Genomic DNA, 17,445 nt, shown 5'->3' with positions numbered 1-17,445 from the left:
ATGTCCGCCACCACCGCATCCACCTCGACCCCGTCTGCGACCGCGTCGCCGGAGACGACCCCCGCGGCTCCGGCCCGGGGACCGGCCGCGGTCCTCCGCCGGCTGATCCGCGGCCGCGAGGACGCCGCGGCCTGGGAGCGCCCTGCGCTGCTCGGCCTCCTCGCCGTGACCGCGCTCCTCTATCTCTGGGATCTCGCCGCCAGCGGCTGGGCCAACTCGTTCTACTCGGCCGCCGTGCAGGCGGGGTCGGTGAACTGGGAGGCCTTCTTCTACGGCTCCAGCGACGCGGCCAACTCGATCACGGTCGACAAGCCTCCGGCGAGCCTCTGGATCATGGCGCTCTCCGTGCGGATCTTCGGGCTCAGCTCGTGGAGCATCCTGGTGCCGGAGGCGCTGATGGGCGTCGCCACCGTCTGGCTGGTCTACCTGACCGTGCGTCGCAACTTCAGCGCTCGGACGGCCCTCCTTGCGGGCGGTGTGCTCGCCGTGACGCCGGTCGCGGCGCTGATGTTCCGGTTCAACAACCCGGACGCGCTGCTCGTGCTGCTGCTGACGCTCGCGACGTACCTGACCCTGCGCGGCATCGAGTCCGGCCGCATCCGCTGGGTGATCTGGGCGGGCGTGGCGGTCGGCTTCGGCTTCCTCACCAAGCAACTGCAGGCGTTCCTCATCCTGCCGGTGCTGGCCGGGGTGTATCTCGCCGCGGCGCGCACCTCCTGGGCCAAGCGCTTCGGTCACCTGTTCGCCGCGCTCGGTGCGGTGGTCGTCGCCGCCGGCTGGTGGGTCGCGATCGTCGAACTCGTCCCCGCGTCTCTGCGGCCGTACATCGGCGGTTCGCAGACCAACAGCTTCCTGGAGTTGACCTTCGGCTACAACGGGCTCGGCCGGCTCACCGGCAACGAGACCGGCAGCGTCACCGGGGGCGGCGGGGGCGCGACCGGAGGCGGTATGTGGGGCGCCACCGGCATTCTCCGGCTCTTCGAGAACGAGATCGGCGGGCAGATCACCTGGCTGTTGCCGGCGGCGCTCGTGCTGTTCGTCGTCGCGCTGGTGCTCGGCGGGAGGGTCGCGCGCACGGATGCCCGCCGGGCGACCCTCCTGCTCTTCGGCGGCTGGCTGATCGTGACCTCGTTGGCGTTCAGCTTCATGGCCGGGATCTTCCACGCGTACTACACCGTGGCCCTTGCACCGGCGCTCGCCGTGGTGGTCGCGATCGGCGCCTCGGCCGTCTGGGGCGCCCGCGAGCGGTTGTGGGTGCGCATCCTGTCGGCGTCGACGATGATAGGCACCGCCGTCTGGGCGTGGGTGCTGCTCGACCGGGCGACCGACTGGCTCCCGTGGCTGAAGGTGGTCGTCCTCGTCGTCGCGCTCGCGGCGTCCGCGCTGCTGCTCCTTCCCCCGCGAAGCCGGGCGCTGTCGGGCGCGACGATCGCGGCGACGCTCGTCGGAGCGTTGCTGGCGCCGACCGCGTACACGCTCCAGACGGTCACGACGGGCCACACCGGGTCGATCGTCACGGCGGGGCCGACGGTGTCCGGCGCCATGGGCGGCCCGGGAGGAGGACGCGGCTTCGGTGGGGCGCGCACGGGCGGCCAGGGCGGATTCGGCGGTGCGCCGGGCGGTGGTCAGGGGGCGCCGGGCGGCGGTGCCGGTGGGTTCCCGGGCGGGGCGACCGGCGGGACCGGCGGTGCGACCGGTGGTCAGACCGGTGGCGCGCAGGGCGGCACGGCCAACGGCGTCGGCGGGGGCGGCACCGCGCAGGGCGCCGCGGGCGCGATGGGCGGACTCCTGGGCTCCAGCACCGTCGGCTCCGAGCTGAGCGCGCTGCTGAAGGCCGACGCCTCGAAGTACACCTGGGTCGCGGCGGCCGTCGGCTCCAACTCGGCTGCGGGGTACCAACTCGCGACGCAGGAGGCCGTGATGCCGGTCGGCGGCTTCAACGGCTCCGACCCGTCGCCCACACTGGCGCAGTTCAAGGAGTATGTGGCCCAGGGGAGGATCCACTACTTCATCGCGGGCGGCGTCGGCCAGTCGAACGGCGGTAGCAACGCCTCCAGCCGGATCGCCGCCTGGGTCGAGGCCAACTTCACCGCTACCACGGTCGGAGGAGTCACCCTCTACGACCTGACGAAGTAGCGCCCTCGAAGGGCACGTAGACGCCCTATCCGGCCCGGGATAGTGGCGTCCGCGTGCCCCTCGGCGGAGGGCTCGCGCGTGCGCGCGTGTGCTGGCCGCGGATGCGCGAAGGATGGCAGCGGATGGACGGCACGATGTCAGCGGTCCACGCCAGGATGGTCGAGTGACCAAGAGCGCACCATCGACCACGCCACTGCCGACAGGGCAGCCCGTCGAGCCTCGCGGTCACCTGGGCGTGGCCGGGGGCACCGCGCTCTACGTCGCGGCCGTGCTCGGGACGGGCATCCTGGTGCTCCCATCGCTCGCAGCGGCGGCCGCCGGGCCGGGCGCCATCCTCGCTGTCGCCGCCCTCGCGCTCATCTCGATACCGCTCGCGGCCACCTTCGCAGCGCTCGCCCGGCGGCATCCCGACGCGGGAGGCGTCGCGACCTTCGCCCGGCGCGCGTACGGTCCGACGTCGGCGCGCATCGTGAGCTACTGGTTCTTCTTCGGCACGCCGATCGGCGCCCCGATCGCGGCACTGATGACGGCGCGCTACGTCGTCGCCGTGATCGGCGGCGACGCCGCGCAGACGATCCTCATCGCGATCGCGCTCATGGTGATCCCCGTCGCGGTGACCGCCTTCGGGGTGCGGTTCGCGGCCTCAGTGCAGTTGGTGCTGTCCGGTGCTCTGGTCGCGGTGCTCGTGTTCGTCCTCGCCGCCGCCGCGCCGCACGGCAGCGTCGAGAATCTGCAGCCCCTGCTCCCGCACGGCTGGTCCGGCGTCGGGCTCGCGATGAGCCTCTACATCTGGGCGTTCGCCGGCTGGGAGGCCGTCGCCGGCATCGGCGGCGAGTTCCGCAACCCCCGCCGCGACATCCCGCGCGCGACGGCGCTCGCGCTCGTGATCGTCTCGGTTGCCTACCTGGCCATCCAGACCGTCACCGTGACCGTGCTGGGCGATGCGGCGACGATCTCCGCCGTGCCGCTGCTCGACCTCGTCGACACCGCGACGGGCTCCGGAGGCGGTGTCGTCGTCGCCGTGATCGCGGCGATCGTCGTGACGGGCGTCTTCAACGCATACCTCGCGGCCTTCAGCAAGCTGGGCGCCGCGATGGGCCGCGACGGCGACCTCCCGCGCTGGTTCGGCCGCGGCGCAGAGAACGGCGCGGTCGCGCGACGCGGGCTGCTGCTGTCGGCCGTGGTCATGGCGATCTACTCGGTGGTCGTGCTGGCCAGCGGCGACCTCCAGCCGTTCATCCTCGTGCACACCAGCATCGCCGCGGCGGTCTACGGCCTGGGTGTCGCGAGCGCGATCGTCCTGCTGCCCACCCGCTCGGTCGGGTGGTGGATGGCGGTGCTGTCGTGCGTGTTCGCCGCCGGCCTGCTCGTGCTGGCCGGGTGGCACCTCGTCTTCCCCGCGGCGATCGCGGCGATAGCGGTGCTGGTCGGAGCGTTCGCCCGACGCCGGAGGCCCGTTCGCGCATAATGGGGTTCACGCTCTTCACCCGGAGGAGCGGCGCGGGCCTGAACCCGCAGGCGAACCGCGGGGAGGGCGCCGTGAGCAACGACCCTGCGACGCCGGACCCCGCGGCGGCGGACGCTGCGACGGCGGACCCCGCAACGCGTGAGAGCGCCGTGGCCCCCACCACGGCCTCGATTCCCATCGTGCGCGCAGCGAGCATGCGGGACGTGGCGCAGCTGGCCGGCGTCTCACACCAGACCGTCTCTCGTGTCATCAACGACCACCCGAGCATCCGGGACACGACGCGGCAGCGGGTCCTCGACGCGATGGAGGCCCTGCACTACCGCCCCAATCCGGCCGCGCGCGCCCTCGTCACGGCCCGATCGCGCACCCTCGGCGTGCTCTCGACGACGGCGGCGGCGCTCTACGGACCGGTCTCGAGCATCAACGCGGTGCAGAGCGCCGCGCGCGACGCCGGGTACTACCTCGCTGTCGCCCAGCTCTCCGAGCTGAACGCCGAGGGGATCGCTGCCGCCCTCGACCACCTGCTCGCCCAGGCGGTGGAGGGCATCATCGTGATCGCCCCGCAGGAACTCGTGATCGAGCAGCTCTCCGGCTCGGGACTCGTGGTGCCGTACGTCACCCTCCAGGGCGGCGCGGAGTACGACGCGCGCGTCCTCACCGTCGACCAGGAGGCCGGCGCCCGCGCGGCGACCGCGCACCTGGTCGCGCTCGGTCACCGCTCGATCCACCACATCACCGGCCCCCTCGAATGGTTCGAGTCGCAGGCCAGGGCCGCCGGCTATGCGCGCGAGCTGGAGGCCGCCGGGGTACCCGTGCCTCCGCTGCGGGAGGGCGACTGGTCGGCCGAGTCCGGCTACCGCGCCGCCCGCGAGCTCCTCAGCGACACCGACGCGACGGCGGTCTTCGCTTCGAACGACCAGATGGCCCTGGGCGTCTACCACGCGGCGCGCGAGGCCGGACGTCGGATCCCCGACGATCTGAGCGTCGTGGGCTTCGACGACATCCCGGAGGCCGCCCACTTCTGGCCGCCGCTGACGACCGTCCTGCAAGACTTCACCGAGCTCGGCCGCCGCAGCGTCGAGCGCCTGATCGCCGAGATCGAGGGCGGAGAGGCCCCCGGCCCGGTCAGCCTCGTCCCGGAGCTGATCGTTCGGGCGTCGACGAGCGCGCGGTAGGTTCCGGAGTTCCGGACGGTAGACGCGGCGCGGGCGCGTCGATTCCGGAGTTACGGATCACATCGCGGATTCGGGCGTGCGATCTCCGTAGTTCCGGACCGGTACCCAGCCGCCAGTTCCCGCTCAGGCCACCCGGCCGCACCTCCCCGGATGTCGCCCGCAGGCCATAGGCTCGAGTGATGAGCACCGACCGGGGATCCACGACGGCGGCCGGGCAGCTCTCGAAGCCGGAAGGGGTGCTCGCGCCCCACTATCGCTGGGTGAGCATCGGCATGTGCCTGCTCGTCACCCTGGCCGCGTTCGAGGCGCTCGCCGTCACGACGATCATGCCTGCCGTGAGCCATGAGCTCGACGGCGCCGCGCTGTACGCGTTCGCGTTCGCCGGGCCGCTCGCCGTCGGCGTCGTCGGGATGGTGCTCGCGGGCACCTGGTGCGACCGCGGCAACCCCCGGACCGTGCTCTACGCGTCCGTCGTCCTGTTCGCCGCCGGCCTCACCCTCGCCGGAGCCGCGCCGACGATGCCGCTCTTCGTCATCGGCCGGCTCGTGCACGGGCTCGGCGGCGGCGCGTTGACCGTGGCGCTCTACGTGATCGTCGCGCGCGTCTATCCGGCCCGGCTCCACCCGAGCATCTTCGCGGGCTTCGCCGCCGCCTGGGTCGTCCCGTCGCTGATCGGCCCGGTGATCGCCGGTGCCGTCGCCGAAACGGTGGGCTGGAGGTGGGTGTTCCTCGGTGTCGTCGTGCTGGTGTTCCTGGCGATGCTGATGGTCGTCCCCGCCATGCGCGGGGTCCACGGCCCCGATCACCGGCCGGAGGGCGGAGGACGCGAACTCACGCGGGTCGGCCTGGCAGTTCTGGTCGCGGTGGCCGTGCTCGGCCTGACGCTCGCGGCGGAGGCCCGCGGGCCCGTGCAGTGGATCGTCCCCGTGGTCGCGGCGGTGATCGCCGTCGCGGCGCTGAGGCCGCTGCTGCCGCGCGGGGTCCTGCTCGCGCGCCGGGGGCTGCCGAGCGTGATCCTGGTGCGGGCGATCGTGGCGGGGGCGTTCTTCTCCGCCGAGGTGTACGTACCGCTGATGATGGTGACGCAGTATGGCGCGTCGCCGGCGATCGCCGGCCTCGCCCTGACGGCCGCCGGGCTCAGCTGGGCGGCCGCGTCGTGGGCGCAGGGTCGGTTCCCCGCGATCGGGAACAGGCTCGCCGCCCGGCTCGGGGCGCTCGGCCTGACGATCGCGATCGGATCACTGCTGGTGACCGCGCTGACCGGAGCCTCCCCGATCGTCATCGTCGTCGGCTGGGCGTTCGCCGGCGCCGGCATGGGGCTGCTGTATCCCCGGCTGGGCGTACTCACCTTGGAGTACTCGACCCCCGCCGACCAGGGCTTCAACAGCTCGGCGCTCTCGATCGCGGACTCGACCGGGTCTGCCATCGCCCTCGCCGCGACGGCGATCGCCTTCTCTGCGCTGGGCGGTGCGACGTCGCCGATCGCGTTCGCGGGCGTGTTCGCCGTGAACGCGGCGCTGTGTGTCGCGGCGTGGCTGTTCGGCCCGCGCATCCTGGCGCGCTGAAGGGACGACGCGCAGAACGGCCTGCACACCGAGCTGCCGGACTCGTCGGTTGCGCGACTTCCTGACAACGCTCCCCGCCGACCCGCTGCTGGCCCGCCGCTGCCCGGCGACGGTCACGTCGACTTCGCGAGCCTGACCTCCGCCGTCGCGGCGACCGGCTACGACGGCGACACCGAGGTGGAGATCTTCAACGCGGCCTGATGCCGTGACAGGCCCATCCTGTGACAGGCCCATCCTGTGACAGGCCCAACCCGTGACAGACCCATTCTGTGACAGGCTGGGCGGGATGAGCACCGTCGTCGTCGCCCCCGACTCCTTCAAGGGGAGTGCCTCCGCCGCGGCGATCGCCGGCGCGCTCGCCGACGGCTGGCGTTCGGTGCGGGCGGCCGACCGAATCGTCCTGGCCCCGATGGCCGACGGCGGCGAGGGCACCCTCGACGCGTTCGCGGTCGCCGTGCCGGGTGCCGTCCGCCGTTGCGTGCGCGTGGAAGGGCCGGACGGCCGCGCCGTCGACGCGAGCTGGCTGGAACTCCCGGACGGCTCCGCGGTCGTCGAGCTCGCCGAGACCAGCGGTATCGGCCTCCTCGACGCACTCGCTCCGCTCGACGCGCACACGATCGGTTTCGGCCAGGCGATCGCCGCCGCCCTGGACTCCGGAGCGACGCGCCTTCTGCTCGCGATCGGCGGAAGCGCTTCGACCGACGCCGGCGCCGGCGCCCTCACAGCCCTTGGCGCACGGCTGCTCGACGCGGCCGGCCGCCCAGTTCTTCCCGGCAACCGCGGGCTCGCAGCGGTCGCCCGCGTCGACCTGTCCGGCCTGCGCGCCCTGCCCGCGGGCGGCGCACACATCCTGAGCGACGTGACCAGCCCGCTGCTCGGGCCGACGGGCGCGGCGGCGGTCTTCGGCCCGCAGAAGGGCGCGTCGGCCGGCGACGTCGTGTCGCTCGAGGAGGGGCTGGCGCGCTTCGCGGCGGCGGCGGGGGCGTCGGTCGACCCCGGCGTCCCGGGTGCGGGCTCAGCGCGCTTCGCGGCGGTGGGGGCCGCGGTGGATCCCGCCACGCCAGGCGCCGGTGCTGCCGGGGGTGCCGGCTATGGTCTCCTGCTCTGGGGCGCGACTCTGTCGGCCGGTGCCGCAGCGGTAGGGGAGGCCATCGGTCTTCCGGCGTCGATCGCCTCGGCCGACGCCGTCCTGACGGGCGAGGGCCGCTTTGACAGTCAGTCCGCGGCGGGAAAGGTCCCCGAGTACGTGTCCGGCCTCGCCCGGGCGGCCGGAGTGCCGGCCTACCTGGCTGCTGGCTCCATCGCCGCGGAGCCGACGGGGTTCGCCGTTTCGGCCGAACTCGCCGCCCTCGCCGGCGGCTCCGCCCCCGCGATCGCGGACCCCCTGCCCTGGGCTCGCGCCGCCGGCGCCGCCCTGGCGCGCGCCCACACCGCCTCCCACTGACCTCCCGAGCCCGTGCCAAACGCGACATTCGTCACGAATGTGCTGATTCGTGGCACGAATCGCGAGATTCGTCACGAATCTGTGGGAACCGACCGATCGCTTCGCATCGCGAGACTCGTCGCGCGATTCGTCACGAATGTGCTGATTCGTGCCACGAATCACGCGATTCGTCACGAATGTGCGGCGCCGAGCCCTACGGCAGGTACCCCGCCCGCTGCTCGCGGATGACCGCGCGCGTGTCGACCGGGAGCGGCGCCGCCGACTCCACGGTCCAGCTCGGGCGGGCGCCGGTCAGTGCCCAGGCCGCCTGCACCGCCGCGCCGTCGGCGACGTACTCGCCGGGGGAGGGGATCACGACCGGTGCGTCGAAGACCTGGGCCGCGACGGCCGCGACGGCGGGGTTCTGGGCCGCGCCGCCGATCAGCAGGATGCGCTGCTCCCTGACCCCGACCCGGCGAACGGCGTCGAGGCCGTCGGCGAGGCCGCAGAGCATCCCCTCGATCGCGGCGCGCGCCAGGTTGGCCGGCCGGGTCGTGGCGAGGGTGAGGCCGTGGAGGCTGGCCTTCGCGTCCGGGAGGTTGGGCGTGCGTTCGCCCTCGAAGTAGGGGATGAGCACGACACCGCCAGCGCCGGGCTCGGCCTGCAGGGCGAGGTAGGCGAGGCCGTCGTGGTCGACCCCGAGCAGGCCGGCGATCGAGTCGAGGACGCGCGCCGCGTTGAGCGTGGCGATGAGCGGCAGGGAGACGCCGCTCGCGTCGGCGAAGCCGGCGACCGTTCCGCTCGCGTCGGCGACGGGTTCGGCCGTGACGGCGAAGACCGTGCCGGAGGTGCCGATCGAGACGACGACGTCGCCCTCGGTTGCGCCGAGGCCAAGCGCCCCTCCTGCGTTGTCGCCGGCTCCTGGGCCGACCAGCACGCCGCCCGGGGTGCGGCCGGCGGTGTCCGACGGCCCGAGCACGCGCGGCAGGACGACGCCGTCGCCGGCTGTCCCCGCCTCGCGACCGGCCCGCCCGAGCGCCCGCTCGAAGAGGTCGAAGTCGTACGCGTCGGTGGCCGCGCTCCAGTAGGCGGTGCCGCTCGCGTCGGAGCGGTCGGTCGTCAGCGCCCCCAGGTCGGGGCCGAGCGGGCTCTCGTCCGCGGGACCGTAGCCGCGCAGCCGCCAGGCGAGCCAGTCGTGGGGGAGGGCCACGGCCGCCACTCGCGCGGCGTTGGCCGGCTCGGCGTCGCGCAGCCAGCGGAGCTTCGTGGCGGTGAAGGAGGCGACGGGGACCACCCCGACGCGCTCGGCGTAGGCGTCGGCCCCGACTTCGGCGATCAGGTCGCGGGCGGCCTGGGCGCTGCGGGTGTCGTTCCAGAGCAGCGCGTCGCGGATCACGCGTCCGGAATCGTCGAGCACGACCATGCCGTGCTGCTGGCCGGCGATGGAGATCGCCGCGACGTCGTCCAGACCTCCGGCGGACTCGATCGCCTGCTGCAGCGCGGCCCACCAGGCGGCGGGGTCGACCTCGGTGCCGTCGGGATGCCCCGCCCGGCCGGAGCGCACCAGCGCACCGGTCTCGAGGTCGCGGACGACCACCTTGCAGCTCTGCGTCGACGAATCCACTCCCGCGACGTACGTCACATTCACTCCTTCAGTGCCTTCAGTGTGCTTTCACCCGCCGAAGGGCACGTCGTTGTCGCTTTCGGGGTCCGAAAGCGACAACAACGTGCCCTTCGACAGCAGAGAACGGCGAATCAGCCGCGGGCGCCGAGGAGGTGCTCGAGGGCCAGCTGCTGCAGGCGCACGAAGCCGAAGCCCTTGCCGCCGAAGTAGGCGCTCGCGTCGAAGTCCTCGTAGGCGCTGCGGTCGGCCAGCAGGTCGTCGTAGCTCTCACCGGCGCCGAGGGTCGGCTGCGACAGCTCGGTGACGCGGGCCGCCTCGAGCGCTTCCTGCACCTCGGGGTCGGCGCGGAAGGCGGCAGCGCGCTCCTTGAGCAGCAGGTAGGTGCGCATGTTCGCCGCAGCGGAGTCCCATACGCCGGTGATGTCCTCCGTGCGCGACGGCTTGTAGTCGAAGTGGCGCGGGCCGTCGTAGGCCTGGCCGCCGTTCGGCCCGCCGTTCTCGAGCAGGTCGACGAGGGCGAACGCGTTCTGGAGGTCGCCGTGACCGAACACGAGGTCCTGGTCGTACTTGATGCCGCGCTGCCCGTTGAGGTCGATGTGGTAGAGCTTGCCGTGGTACAGAGCCTGGGCGATGCCCGCCGCGAAGTTCAGGCCGGCCATCTGCTCGTGGCCGACCTCGGGGTTGAGACCGACGAGCTCCGGGCGCTCCAGCGAGTTGATGAAGGCGAGCGCGTGGCCCACCGTCGGCAGCAGGATGTCGCCGCGCGGCTCGTTCGGCTTCGGCTCGATCGCGAAGCGGATGTCGTAGCCCTTGTCGGTGACGTAGTCGCCGAGCAGGTTGACGGCCTCGCGGTAGCGCTCCAAGGCCGCCTGGATGTTCTTGGCCGAGTCGTACTCCGCGCCCTCGCGGCCGCCCCACATCACGAAGGTCTTGGCGCCGAGCTCGGCGGCCAGGTCGAGGTTGCGGAGCACCTTGCGCAGCGCGAAGCGGCGGACGGCGCGGTCGTTGGAGGTGAAGCCGCCGTCCTTGAAGACGGGTGCGCTGAACAGGTTGGTGGTGACCATCGGCACGATCACGCCGGTGTCGGCGAGCACCTGCTTGAGGCGATCGATCTGCTTCTGGCGCTCGGCGTCGGTCGAGCCGAAGGCGAAGAGGTCGTCGTCGTGGAAGGTGAGGCCGTAGGCGCCGAGCTCGCTGAGCTTGGTCACCGCCTCCACCACGTCGAGCTGGGGGCGGGTCGGGCCGCCGAACGGGTCGGTGCCGTTGTAGCCGATGGTCCACAGACCGAACGAGAACTTGTCGGCGCGGGTGGGGGTGAGGCTCATGGAGGGTTCCTTCAGCGTCGTCGGTGATTTGTTGTTTCACTAAACTTATACCAGGAGTGACGCCCGAGCGCCACCGGCTCCCTACCGTGGTGCCGCGGTCGAGCTGCGCACCACCAGTGAGGTCGCCAACTCTAGACGGGTGTTCTCGACGTCCTCCGCGCGCAGGCGCAGCGCGAGCCGTGCGGCCTCCTCCGCCATCTCCTGCAACGGCTGGCGGACGGTCGTGAGCGGAGGCCGCGCCCAGAGCGCAGGCGCCACATCGTCGAACCCGACCACCGAGACGTCGTCCGGCACCGCGAGCCCGAGTGCGAAGGCGGCGTCCATCACGCCGAGCGCCTGCAGGTCGTTGCCGCAGACGACCCCCGTCGGCCGGTCGTTCCGCGCCAGGAGGCGACGGCCCTCGCGCTCGCCCGCGGCGCGGGAGAACTCTCCGGAGGCCGCGATCGTCGGGTCGAGACCGACCCCGGCCTCCTCCAGCGCCGACTGGTATCCCGCCACCCTGGCCCGCGAGCACATCAGGTCGGCCGGCCCGGAGAGCACCGCGATCCGCCGGTGGCCGAGTCCCAGGAGGTGCCGGGTGGCCGCGACGCCGCCCGCCCAGTTGGTGGCGCCGATGGCCGGAACGTCACCCGGAGGGTCGCCCGCGGGGTCGACGACCACGAAGGGGATGTTGCGCGTGCGCAGCTGCCTCCTGTGCGTGGCCGTCAGGTCGGAGAACTGCAGCACGACGGCGACCGGCTTGCGGTTCAGCACCCCGGCGATCCAGTCGGCGCCGGGGCGGAGGTGATCGTCGAGTGCGCTCAGACCGAGCACGAGCCCGGCCTCGCGGGTCACCCGCTCCACGCCGCGGATGATCTCGATCGACCACTCGCTCGTCAGGTCGGCGACGACGAGTTCGAGCAGCCCGCCGCGCTCCGGATCGTGCCCGCGCCTGGCGTAGCCCGAGTCGTGCAGCAACTGCTCGACCCGGCTACGGGTGGCCGCGGACACGCCGGGCCGGCCGTTGAGCACCTTCGACACGGTGGATAGCGATACCGCGGCGCGGCGGGCGATCGCCTCCAGGGTGGGCCGGCCGGCGGTGGGCAGGGGCGCGGGCCGCTGGGTCGGTTCCGGCATGCAGACACTGTGCCACAATGTCGGGCAGCCCGGCCGTCACCGCCCGGGACACCCCTGTCGAAGCCCGCCGAGGAGACCCATGCCGCTCACCGACCTCACCCTGCCCGAACTGCTGGACTTCCGTCCGGAGGTGGCGGAGCCCGACGACTTCGACGCCTTCTGGAGCGAGACGATCGCGGAGGCGCGCGCGGTGGGAGGGGACGCGACGCTCGTTCCGGCCTCCACCCCGGTGACGCAGCTGGTCATCGAGGACCTGACCTTCCCCGGATTCGGCGGCGAGCCGGTGCGCGCGTGGGTGTCGCGCCCGCGCGATGCCGACGGCCCTCTGCCGACCGTCGTGCAGTACCAGGGCTACAACGGAGGCCGCGGCCTGCCGGGCGAGAACGTGCGCTGGGCGCTCGCCGGCTACGTCCACGTCTTCATGGACACCCGCGGGCAGGGCAGCGGCTGGGGAACGGGGGGCGTCACCGCCGACCCGCACGGCTCCGGCCCTGCGGCGCCCGGCTTCATGACCCGCGGCATCCACGACCCTCGCGAGCACTTCTACCGCCGCGTGTTCACCGACGCGGTGCGCGCCGTCGACGCAGCCAGGGCGCTTCCCTTCGTCGATGGGAGCCGCATCGCCGTGACCGGCGGCAGCCAGGGCGGAGGCATCGCGCTCGCCGCCGGCGCACTGGCCGGAGTGCAGGCCGTGCTGCCGGACGTCGCCTTCCTGTGCGCCTACCGCCGCGGTGCGGAGGTCGCGATCGGTGGACCCTTCCAGGAGCTCGCGACCTACCTGTCGGTGCACAGGGACGAGGTGGACACGGTGTTCCGCACGCTCTCGTACCTGGACGGCGTGAACTTCGCCCGCCGCATCACGGCCCCCTCGCTGTTCTCGGTCGCGCTGATGGACAGCATCGTTCCGCCGTCGACGACGTTCGCCGCCTACAACCGGCTGGCGGCCGCCGATCGGGCGATCGAGGTGTACCCGTTCAACGACCACGAGGGCGGCGACGCGGTGCACTGGCAGAAGCAGGCGGAGTGGCTGGCGGCGCGGCTCTGACGCAGGGCGACGCCGTCAGCGCCACGAAAACTTTCCAATAGCCGCACGAAACTTGTTCGCCTCTCGCCCCGGCGAATAGCGTCGCACCATCACGGACGCGAAGGGGCTGGGACGGATGACGCGAGCGACGCGCGAGCTGCGGGTGGCGATGATCGGCTACGGGTTCATGGGCGCGGCCCATTCCCAGGGCTGGCGGGTCGCCCCGCGGTTCTTCGACCTCGACGCCGATCCGGTGATGGCGACGATCGTCGGTCGCGACGCCGAGCGGGTCGAGGCCGCACGCTCCCGGTTCGGCTGGCAGCGGAGCGACACCGACTGGCGGAGCGTCGTCGACGATCCCGCCATCGACGTCGTCGACATCTGCTCGCCCGGCTCGTCGCACGCCGAGATCGCGATCGCCGCGCTCGACGCGGGCAAGCACGTGCTGTGCGAGAAGCCGTTGGCCAACACCGTCGAGGAGGCGGAGGCCATGGTCGCCGCCGCGGAACGTGCCGCCGCTCGCGGCGTCCGTTCGATGGTCGGCTTCAGCTATCGCCGTGTCCCCGCGATCGGCGTCGCGCGGCGGCTGGTGCAGGAGGGGCGCCTCGGCTCCATCCGCCAGGTGCGCGCCCAGTACCTGCAGGACTGGCTGAGCGACGAGAACGGACCGATGACCTGGCGGCTCGACAAGACGACGGCCGGCTCCGGCTCGCTGGGCGACATCGGCGCGCACGCCGTCGACCTCGTCGAGCACCTCACCGGAGCCAGACTGTCGGCCGTCTCCGGAACGCTGGCGACCTTCGTCGCAGAGCGCCCGCTCCTCGGCGAGACCGTCGGTCTCTCCGGCACCGCGAGCGAGCAGCGCGGCCGGGTCACGGTGGACGACGCCGCCTGGTTCACCGCGAAGCTGGCGGGCGGAGCGGCGGACGGCGCGATCGGCGCCTTCGAGGCCACCCGCTACGCGACAGGGCGCAAGAACGCGCTGCGCATCGAGCTCTCCGGCTCGCTGGGCGCCATCGCCTTCGACCTGGAGGCGATGAACGAACTGCAGTTCTACGACGCGACAGCGCCGGCGGGCGAGCAGGGCTTCACCCGGATCATTGCGACGGAGCCCGAGCATCCCTACATGGCCAACTGGTGGCCGACCGGTCACGCGATCGGGTACGAGCACGCCTTCAGCCACGAGGTCGTCGACTTCGTCACCGCGATCACCGCGGGCACCGACCCGGAGCCGTCGTTCGCCGACGGCCTCCACATCCAGCGCGTCCTCGCCGCCGTCGAGGCGAGCGCCGCCGCCGAAAGCGCCTGGACCCCGACCCGGAGGGAATCATGACACGGCACGCACTGGTCGTCCGCGGCGGCTGGGACGGGCACATGCCCGTCGAGACCACCGACAGCTTCCTCCCGTTCCTGGAGGCCAACGACTTCACCGTGCGCGTCGAGGAGGGCACGTCCGTCTACACCGACGACGCCTACCTCGAGACCGTCGACCTCATCGTGCAGGTCAACACGATGAGCAGCATCACGGCCGAGGAGTTCGCCGGGCTGCAGCGTGCCGTCCTGAACGGTACGGGGATGGGCGGCTGGCACGGCGGGATCGCCGACTCCTACCGCGACAACGCCGACTACCTGCACATGATCGGCGGTCAGTTCGCGCACCACGCGGGCAAGCACCCGGACGAGCGCACCGGCGGTCAGGAGGACAACTACATCCCGTACACCGTCCACATCACCGAATACGGCAAGACCCACCCGATCACCGCAGGAATCGACGACTTCGACCTCGTCACCGAGCAGTACTGGGTGCTGTCGGACGAGTACGACGACGTGCTGGCGACCACCACGCAGGAGGCGCGCCCGTGGGACGCGTGGAACCGCCCGGTCACCTCTCCCGCCATCTGGACGCGCCAGTGGGGCGCCGGCCGGATCTTCGTCTCGGCGCCCGGCCACCGGCTGGAGATCGTGCAGAGCGAACCGGTCCGCACGATCATCGAGAGGGGACTGCTGTGGGCGGCCCGCTGAACCCATCGGCTCCGAACGGCTCGGCTCTGAACGTCGGCGTCGTCGGAGTCGGGAACATCAGCCGGCAGTACTTCGAGCACCTCCCCGCCCTCCCCAACCTGCGCGTGCGCGCGGTGGCCGACCTCGACGTCGACCGCGCGACGGCGGTGGCACGCGAGCAGGACGCAGAGGCGCTGACGGTGGACGCGCTGCTCGCGCACCCGGACGTCGACGTCGTGCTCAACCTCACCGTCCCGCAGGCGCACGCCGGCGTCGCGCTCGCGGCACTGGAGGCGGGGAAGCACGTCTACGGCGAGAAGCCCCTCGCGCTCGGCACCGCGGAGGCCGCGCCCGTGCTGGAGCGCGCGCGGGCGCTGGGCCTGCGGGTCGGCAGCGCTCCGGACACCGTGCTGGGCACGGGCATCCAGACCGCCCGTGCCGTGATCGACGACGGTGCGATCGGCGTGCCGCTCGGGGCAGCGGTGTCGTGGACGGCGCCGGGGCACGAGCTCTGGCATCCCGCGCCCGCGTTCTACTACCAGCCAGGCGGCGGCCCGCTGTTCGACATGGGGCCGTACTACCTGACCGCGCTGGTGACGTTCTTCGGCCCTGTCGTGCGGGTGTCCGGTGCGACGTCGCGTTCGGCGCGGGAGCGCACGGTCGCGACCGGACCGCAGGCGGGGACGCACATCCCCGTGGCGGTCGACACCCACGTGACCGCCCTCCTCGAGCATGCCTCCGGGGTGATCTCGACGGTGACCGTGTCGTTCGACGTTTGGGCCACGCGCATCCCCCTGTTCGAGGTCTTCGGCACGGAGGGCACGCTGGCGGTGCCCGACCCCAACGGCTTCTCCGGCACGCCGGCGATCGCGACGGCAGCTGACCGCGAGTTCCGCGACGTGCCGGTCGCGGCCGGCTACGCGGACGCCGGGCGCGGCTACGGTCTCGCCGATCTCGCCCGCGCGATCGAGACCGGCAGGGCGCACCGCGCCTCCGGCGACCTCGCGTTCCACGTGCTCGAGATCATGGAGGCCGTGCTCGCCGCCGGCGCGCGGCACGAGGTCGTCACGCTGGCGTCGACGGTCGAGCGCCCGGCCGTCGTGCCCCGTGCAGCGCGACCGGAGAGCTGGTGACGCGGCTGCCGACCGACCGGGACACCGTCGGCGCGGCGAGCCGCCCGCGCAGGGCTATTGTCATCACATGAGCGCCACCGACCTGAGCACCGTGCGCCCGGCGAGCGGGGGAGCGACCGACGCGCTGCGCCGCAGCAACCTGGCGACCGTCCTCGGCCTGGTGCATCGCGAGGGCGCTCTGTCGCGCAGCGAGCTCACCCACCGCACCGGCCTGAACCGCTCGACGGTCGGCGACCTGGTCTCCGAGCTGACGGCGCTCGGTCTCGTCGAGGTCGACGAAGCACCGGCCGCGGGAGGCCGGGGGCGGCCGAGCCCGCTGGTGCGGGTGGCCGACAACGTCGCCGCGATCGCGATCAACCCGGAGGTCGACGCCGTGATCGTCGGACTGGTCGGTCTCGGCGGCCGGGTGCTCAAGCGCGTGCGCATCGAGACGCCGTCCGCGCGCTCCGCGGCGCAGACCGTCACGCTCGCCTCCGCGGGCATCGCCGGGATGCTCGCCGGCGAGACCGGCATCCGTATCGTCGGTCTGGGGGTGGCGGTGCCTGGGCAGGTGCGCCTCTCCGACGGCATGGTGCGCGAGGCCACCCACTTCGGTTGGGTGGACGAGCCGCTGGCCGAGCTGCTCGAGGAGGCGACCGGCCACCGGGTGTGGGCGGCGAACGCGGCCGTGCTCGGCCTGCGCGCCGAGAGCGCCTTCGGCGCGGGGCGCGGCGTCGACGACCTGGTCTACATGATCGGCGGCGCGAGCGGCATCGGCGGCGGCGGCATCAGCGGCGGCCGGTTGCTCACGGGCGCCGCCGGCTACGCGGGCGAGTTCGGCCACACGTTCGTGCGCTCCGACGGCCGGCAGTGCTCGTGCGGCTCGCGCGGCTGTCTGGAGGCCGAGGTCACCCAGGCCGAGTTGCTGTCCGCGGTCGGGCTGGCGTCGGCCGACGCGGCCTCCCTCGCCGAACGACTGGTCGCGACCGACGACCCCGCTGCACTCGTGGAGGTCGCCCGCGCCTACGAGTACGTCCGCGTCGCCGCGCGCAATGCGGTCAACGTCTTCAACCCGTCCGTGGTCGTCCTCGGCGGGTTCCTCGCCGCGCTCTACCGGGGCGCGACCGCGCACGGCGCTCCCGATCTGCTCGGGGAGGTCGTGCACTCGTCGCGGGAGGGCGTGACCGTGGTGGAGGCCGAGCTGGGCACCGACCAGCTGCTCATCGGCGCGGCGGAGCTGGTCTTCGCCGAGCTCATCGCCGATCCGGCCCGGGCGCTCGCGGCCTAGCGGTTCGTCCCCCAGCCACCGGCTACCGGTCGGCATTGTTGCGCACGCGAACTAATCGTTTCGACCAGGCGGCTAGGCGTTCGCGCCGAAAGTTTCGACTTGCATTTCCTCCGAGACCCGCTTATGTTGTGTTCGTCAACAAATTGCATCGGAGTGGCTGCGGGGCCTGCAGACGCGCGTCCACTCCT

General features: G+C 72.7%; 13 protein-coding genes. 10 read left to right on the top strand and 3 right to left on the bottom strand.

The features are described 5' to 3' along the window. From JNB50_RS10180 to JNB50_RS10160, 5 genes are all read left to right on the top strand, one after another. The gene (locus JNB50_RS10180) at positions 1-2,136 is read left to right on the top strand and encodes a glycosyltransferase family 39 protein (protein ID WP_208040018.1); all 2,136 of its coding nucleotides are present in this window, start codon (positions 1-3) and stop codon (positions 2,134-2,136) included. Positions 2,137-2,299: 163 nt separating this feature from the next. After that, the gene (locus JNB50_RS10175) at positions 2,300-3,604 is read left to right on the top strand and encodes an amino acid permease (protein ID WP_307794681.1); all 1,305 of its coding nucleotides are present in this window, start codon (positions 2,300-2,302) and stop codon (positions 3,602-3,604) included. A gap of 194 nt (positions 3,605-3,798) precedes the next feature. Next, on the top strand, positions 3,799-4,779 hold the full coding sequence (locus JNB50_RS10170; protein WP_208040046.1) for a LacI family DNA-binding transcriptional regulator: 981 nt from the start codon (positions 3,799-3,801) through the stop codon (positions 4,777-4,779). Between the two features lie 176 nt (positions 4,780-4,955). Then, positions 4,956-6,344 carry an MFS transporter gene (locus tag JNB50_RS10165; RefSeq protein WP_374222263.1) on the top strand — a complete coding sequence of 463 codons (1,389 nt, stop codon included), beginning with the start codon at positions 4,956-4,958 and terminating at the stop codon, positions 6,342-6,344. Positions 6,345-6,630: 286 nt separating this feature from the next. Next, positions 6,631-7,788 (top strand): glycerate kinase, encoded by a 1,158-nt coding sequence (locus tag JNB50_RS10160; protein WP_208040015.1) that lies wholly within the window; start codon positions 6,631-6,633, stop codon positions 7,786-7,788. Positions 7,789-7,981: 193 nt separating this feature from the next. On the opposite strand, the gene JNB50_RS10155 is transcribed toward JNB50_RS10160, so the two are convergent. The 3 genes from JNB50_RS10155 to JNB50_RS10145 all read right to left on the bottom strand — a co-directional run bounded on the left by JNB50_RS10155 (position 7,982) and on the right by JNB50_RS10145 (position 11,832). Further along, positions 7,982-9,409: a xylulokinase gene (locus tag JNB50_RS10155; RefSeq protein WP_208040014.1), complete on the bottom strand. Its 1,428-nt coding sequence runs from the start codon at positions 9,407-9,409 to the stop codon at positions 7,982-7,984. Between the two features lie 113 nt (positions 9,410-9,522). Next, positions 9,523-10,716 carry a xylose isomerase gene (gene xylA / locus JNB50_RS10150; RefSeq protein WP_208040013.1) on the bottom strand — a complete coding sequence of 398 codons (1,194 nt, stop codon included), beginning with the start codon at positions 10,714-10,716 and terminating at the stop codon, positions 9,523-9,525. 81 nt (positions 10,717-10,797) lie between these two features. After that, positions 10,798-11,832, bottom strand: coding sequence for a substrate-binding domain-containing protein (locus JNB50_RS10145; RefSeq protein ID WP_208040012.1), 1,035 nt, complete (start codon positions 11,830-11,832; stop codon positions 10,798-10,800). A 79-nt stretch (positions 11,833-11,911) separates the two neighbouring features. Between JNB50_RS10145 and JNB50_RS10140 the strand changes: the two genes are divergently transcribed. The 5 genes from JNB50_RS10140 to JNB50_RS10120 all read left to right on the top strand — a co-directional run bounded on the left by JNB50_RS10140 (position 11,912) and on the right by JNB50_RS10120 (position 17,257). Next, positions 11,912-12,877: an acetylxylan esterase gene (locus JNB50_RS10140; protein WP_208040011.1), complete on the top strand. Its 966-nt coding sequence runs from the start codon at positions 11,912-11,914 to the stop codon at positions 12,875-12,877. A 115-nt stretch (positions 12,878-12,992) separates the two neighbouring features. Continuing rightward, complete coding sequence (locus JNB50_RS10135) at positions 12,993-14,189, top strand: Gfo/Idh/MocA family protein (protein WP_243768328.1); 1,197 nt, start codon at positions 12,993-12,995, stop codon at positions 14,187-14,189. After that, a complete protein-coding gene (locus JNB50_RS10130) occupies positions 14,186-14,878 on the top strand; it encodes a ThuA domain-containing protein (RefSeq protein WP_208040010.1) in 693 nt (230 codons plus the stop codon). The genes JNB50_RS10135 and JNB50_RS10130 overlap by 4 nt, the downstream gene beginning before the upstream one ends. Beyond that, complete coding sequence (locus JNB50_RS10125) at positions 14,863-15,990, top strand: Gfo/Idh/MocA family protein (protein ID WP_374222262.1); 1,128 nt, start codon at positions 14,863-14,865, stop codon at positions 15,988-15,990. The genes JNB50_RS10130 and JNB50_RS10125 overlap by 16 nt, the downstream gene beginning before the upstream one ends. A gap of 67 nt (positions 15,991-16,057) precedes the next feature. Continuing rightward, the gene (locus JNB50_RS10120; RefSeq protein ID WP_208040009.1) at positions 16,058-17,257 is read left to right on the top strand and encodes an ROK family transcriptional regulator; all 1,200 of its coding nucleotides are present in this window, start codon (positions 16,058-16,060) and stop codon (positions 17,255-17,257) included. Positions 17,258-17,445: the final 188 nt, after the last annotated feature.

Source organism: Leifsonia sp. TF02-11 (genome assembly GCF_017565305.1).
Lineage (GTDB): Bacteria > Actinomycetota > Actinomycetes > Actinomycetales > Microbacteriaceae > Leifsonia.
This window is presented reverse-complemented; position numbering and strand designations above follow the sequence as displayed.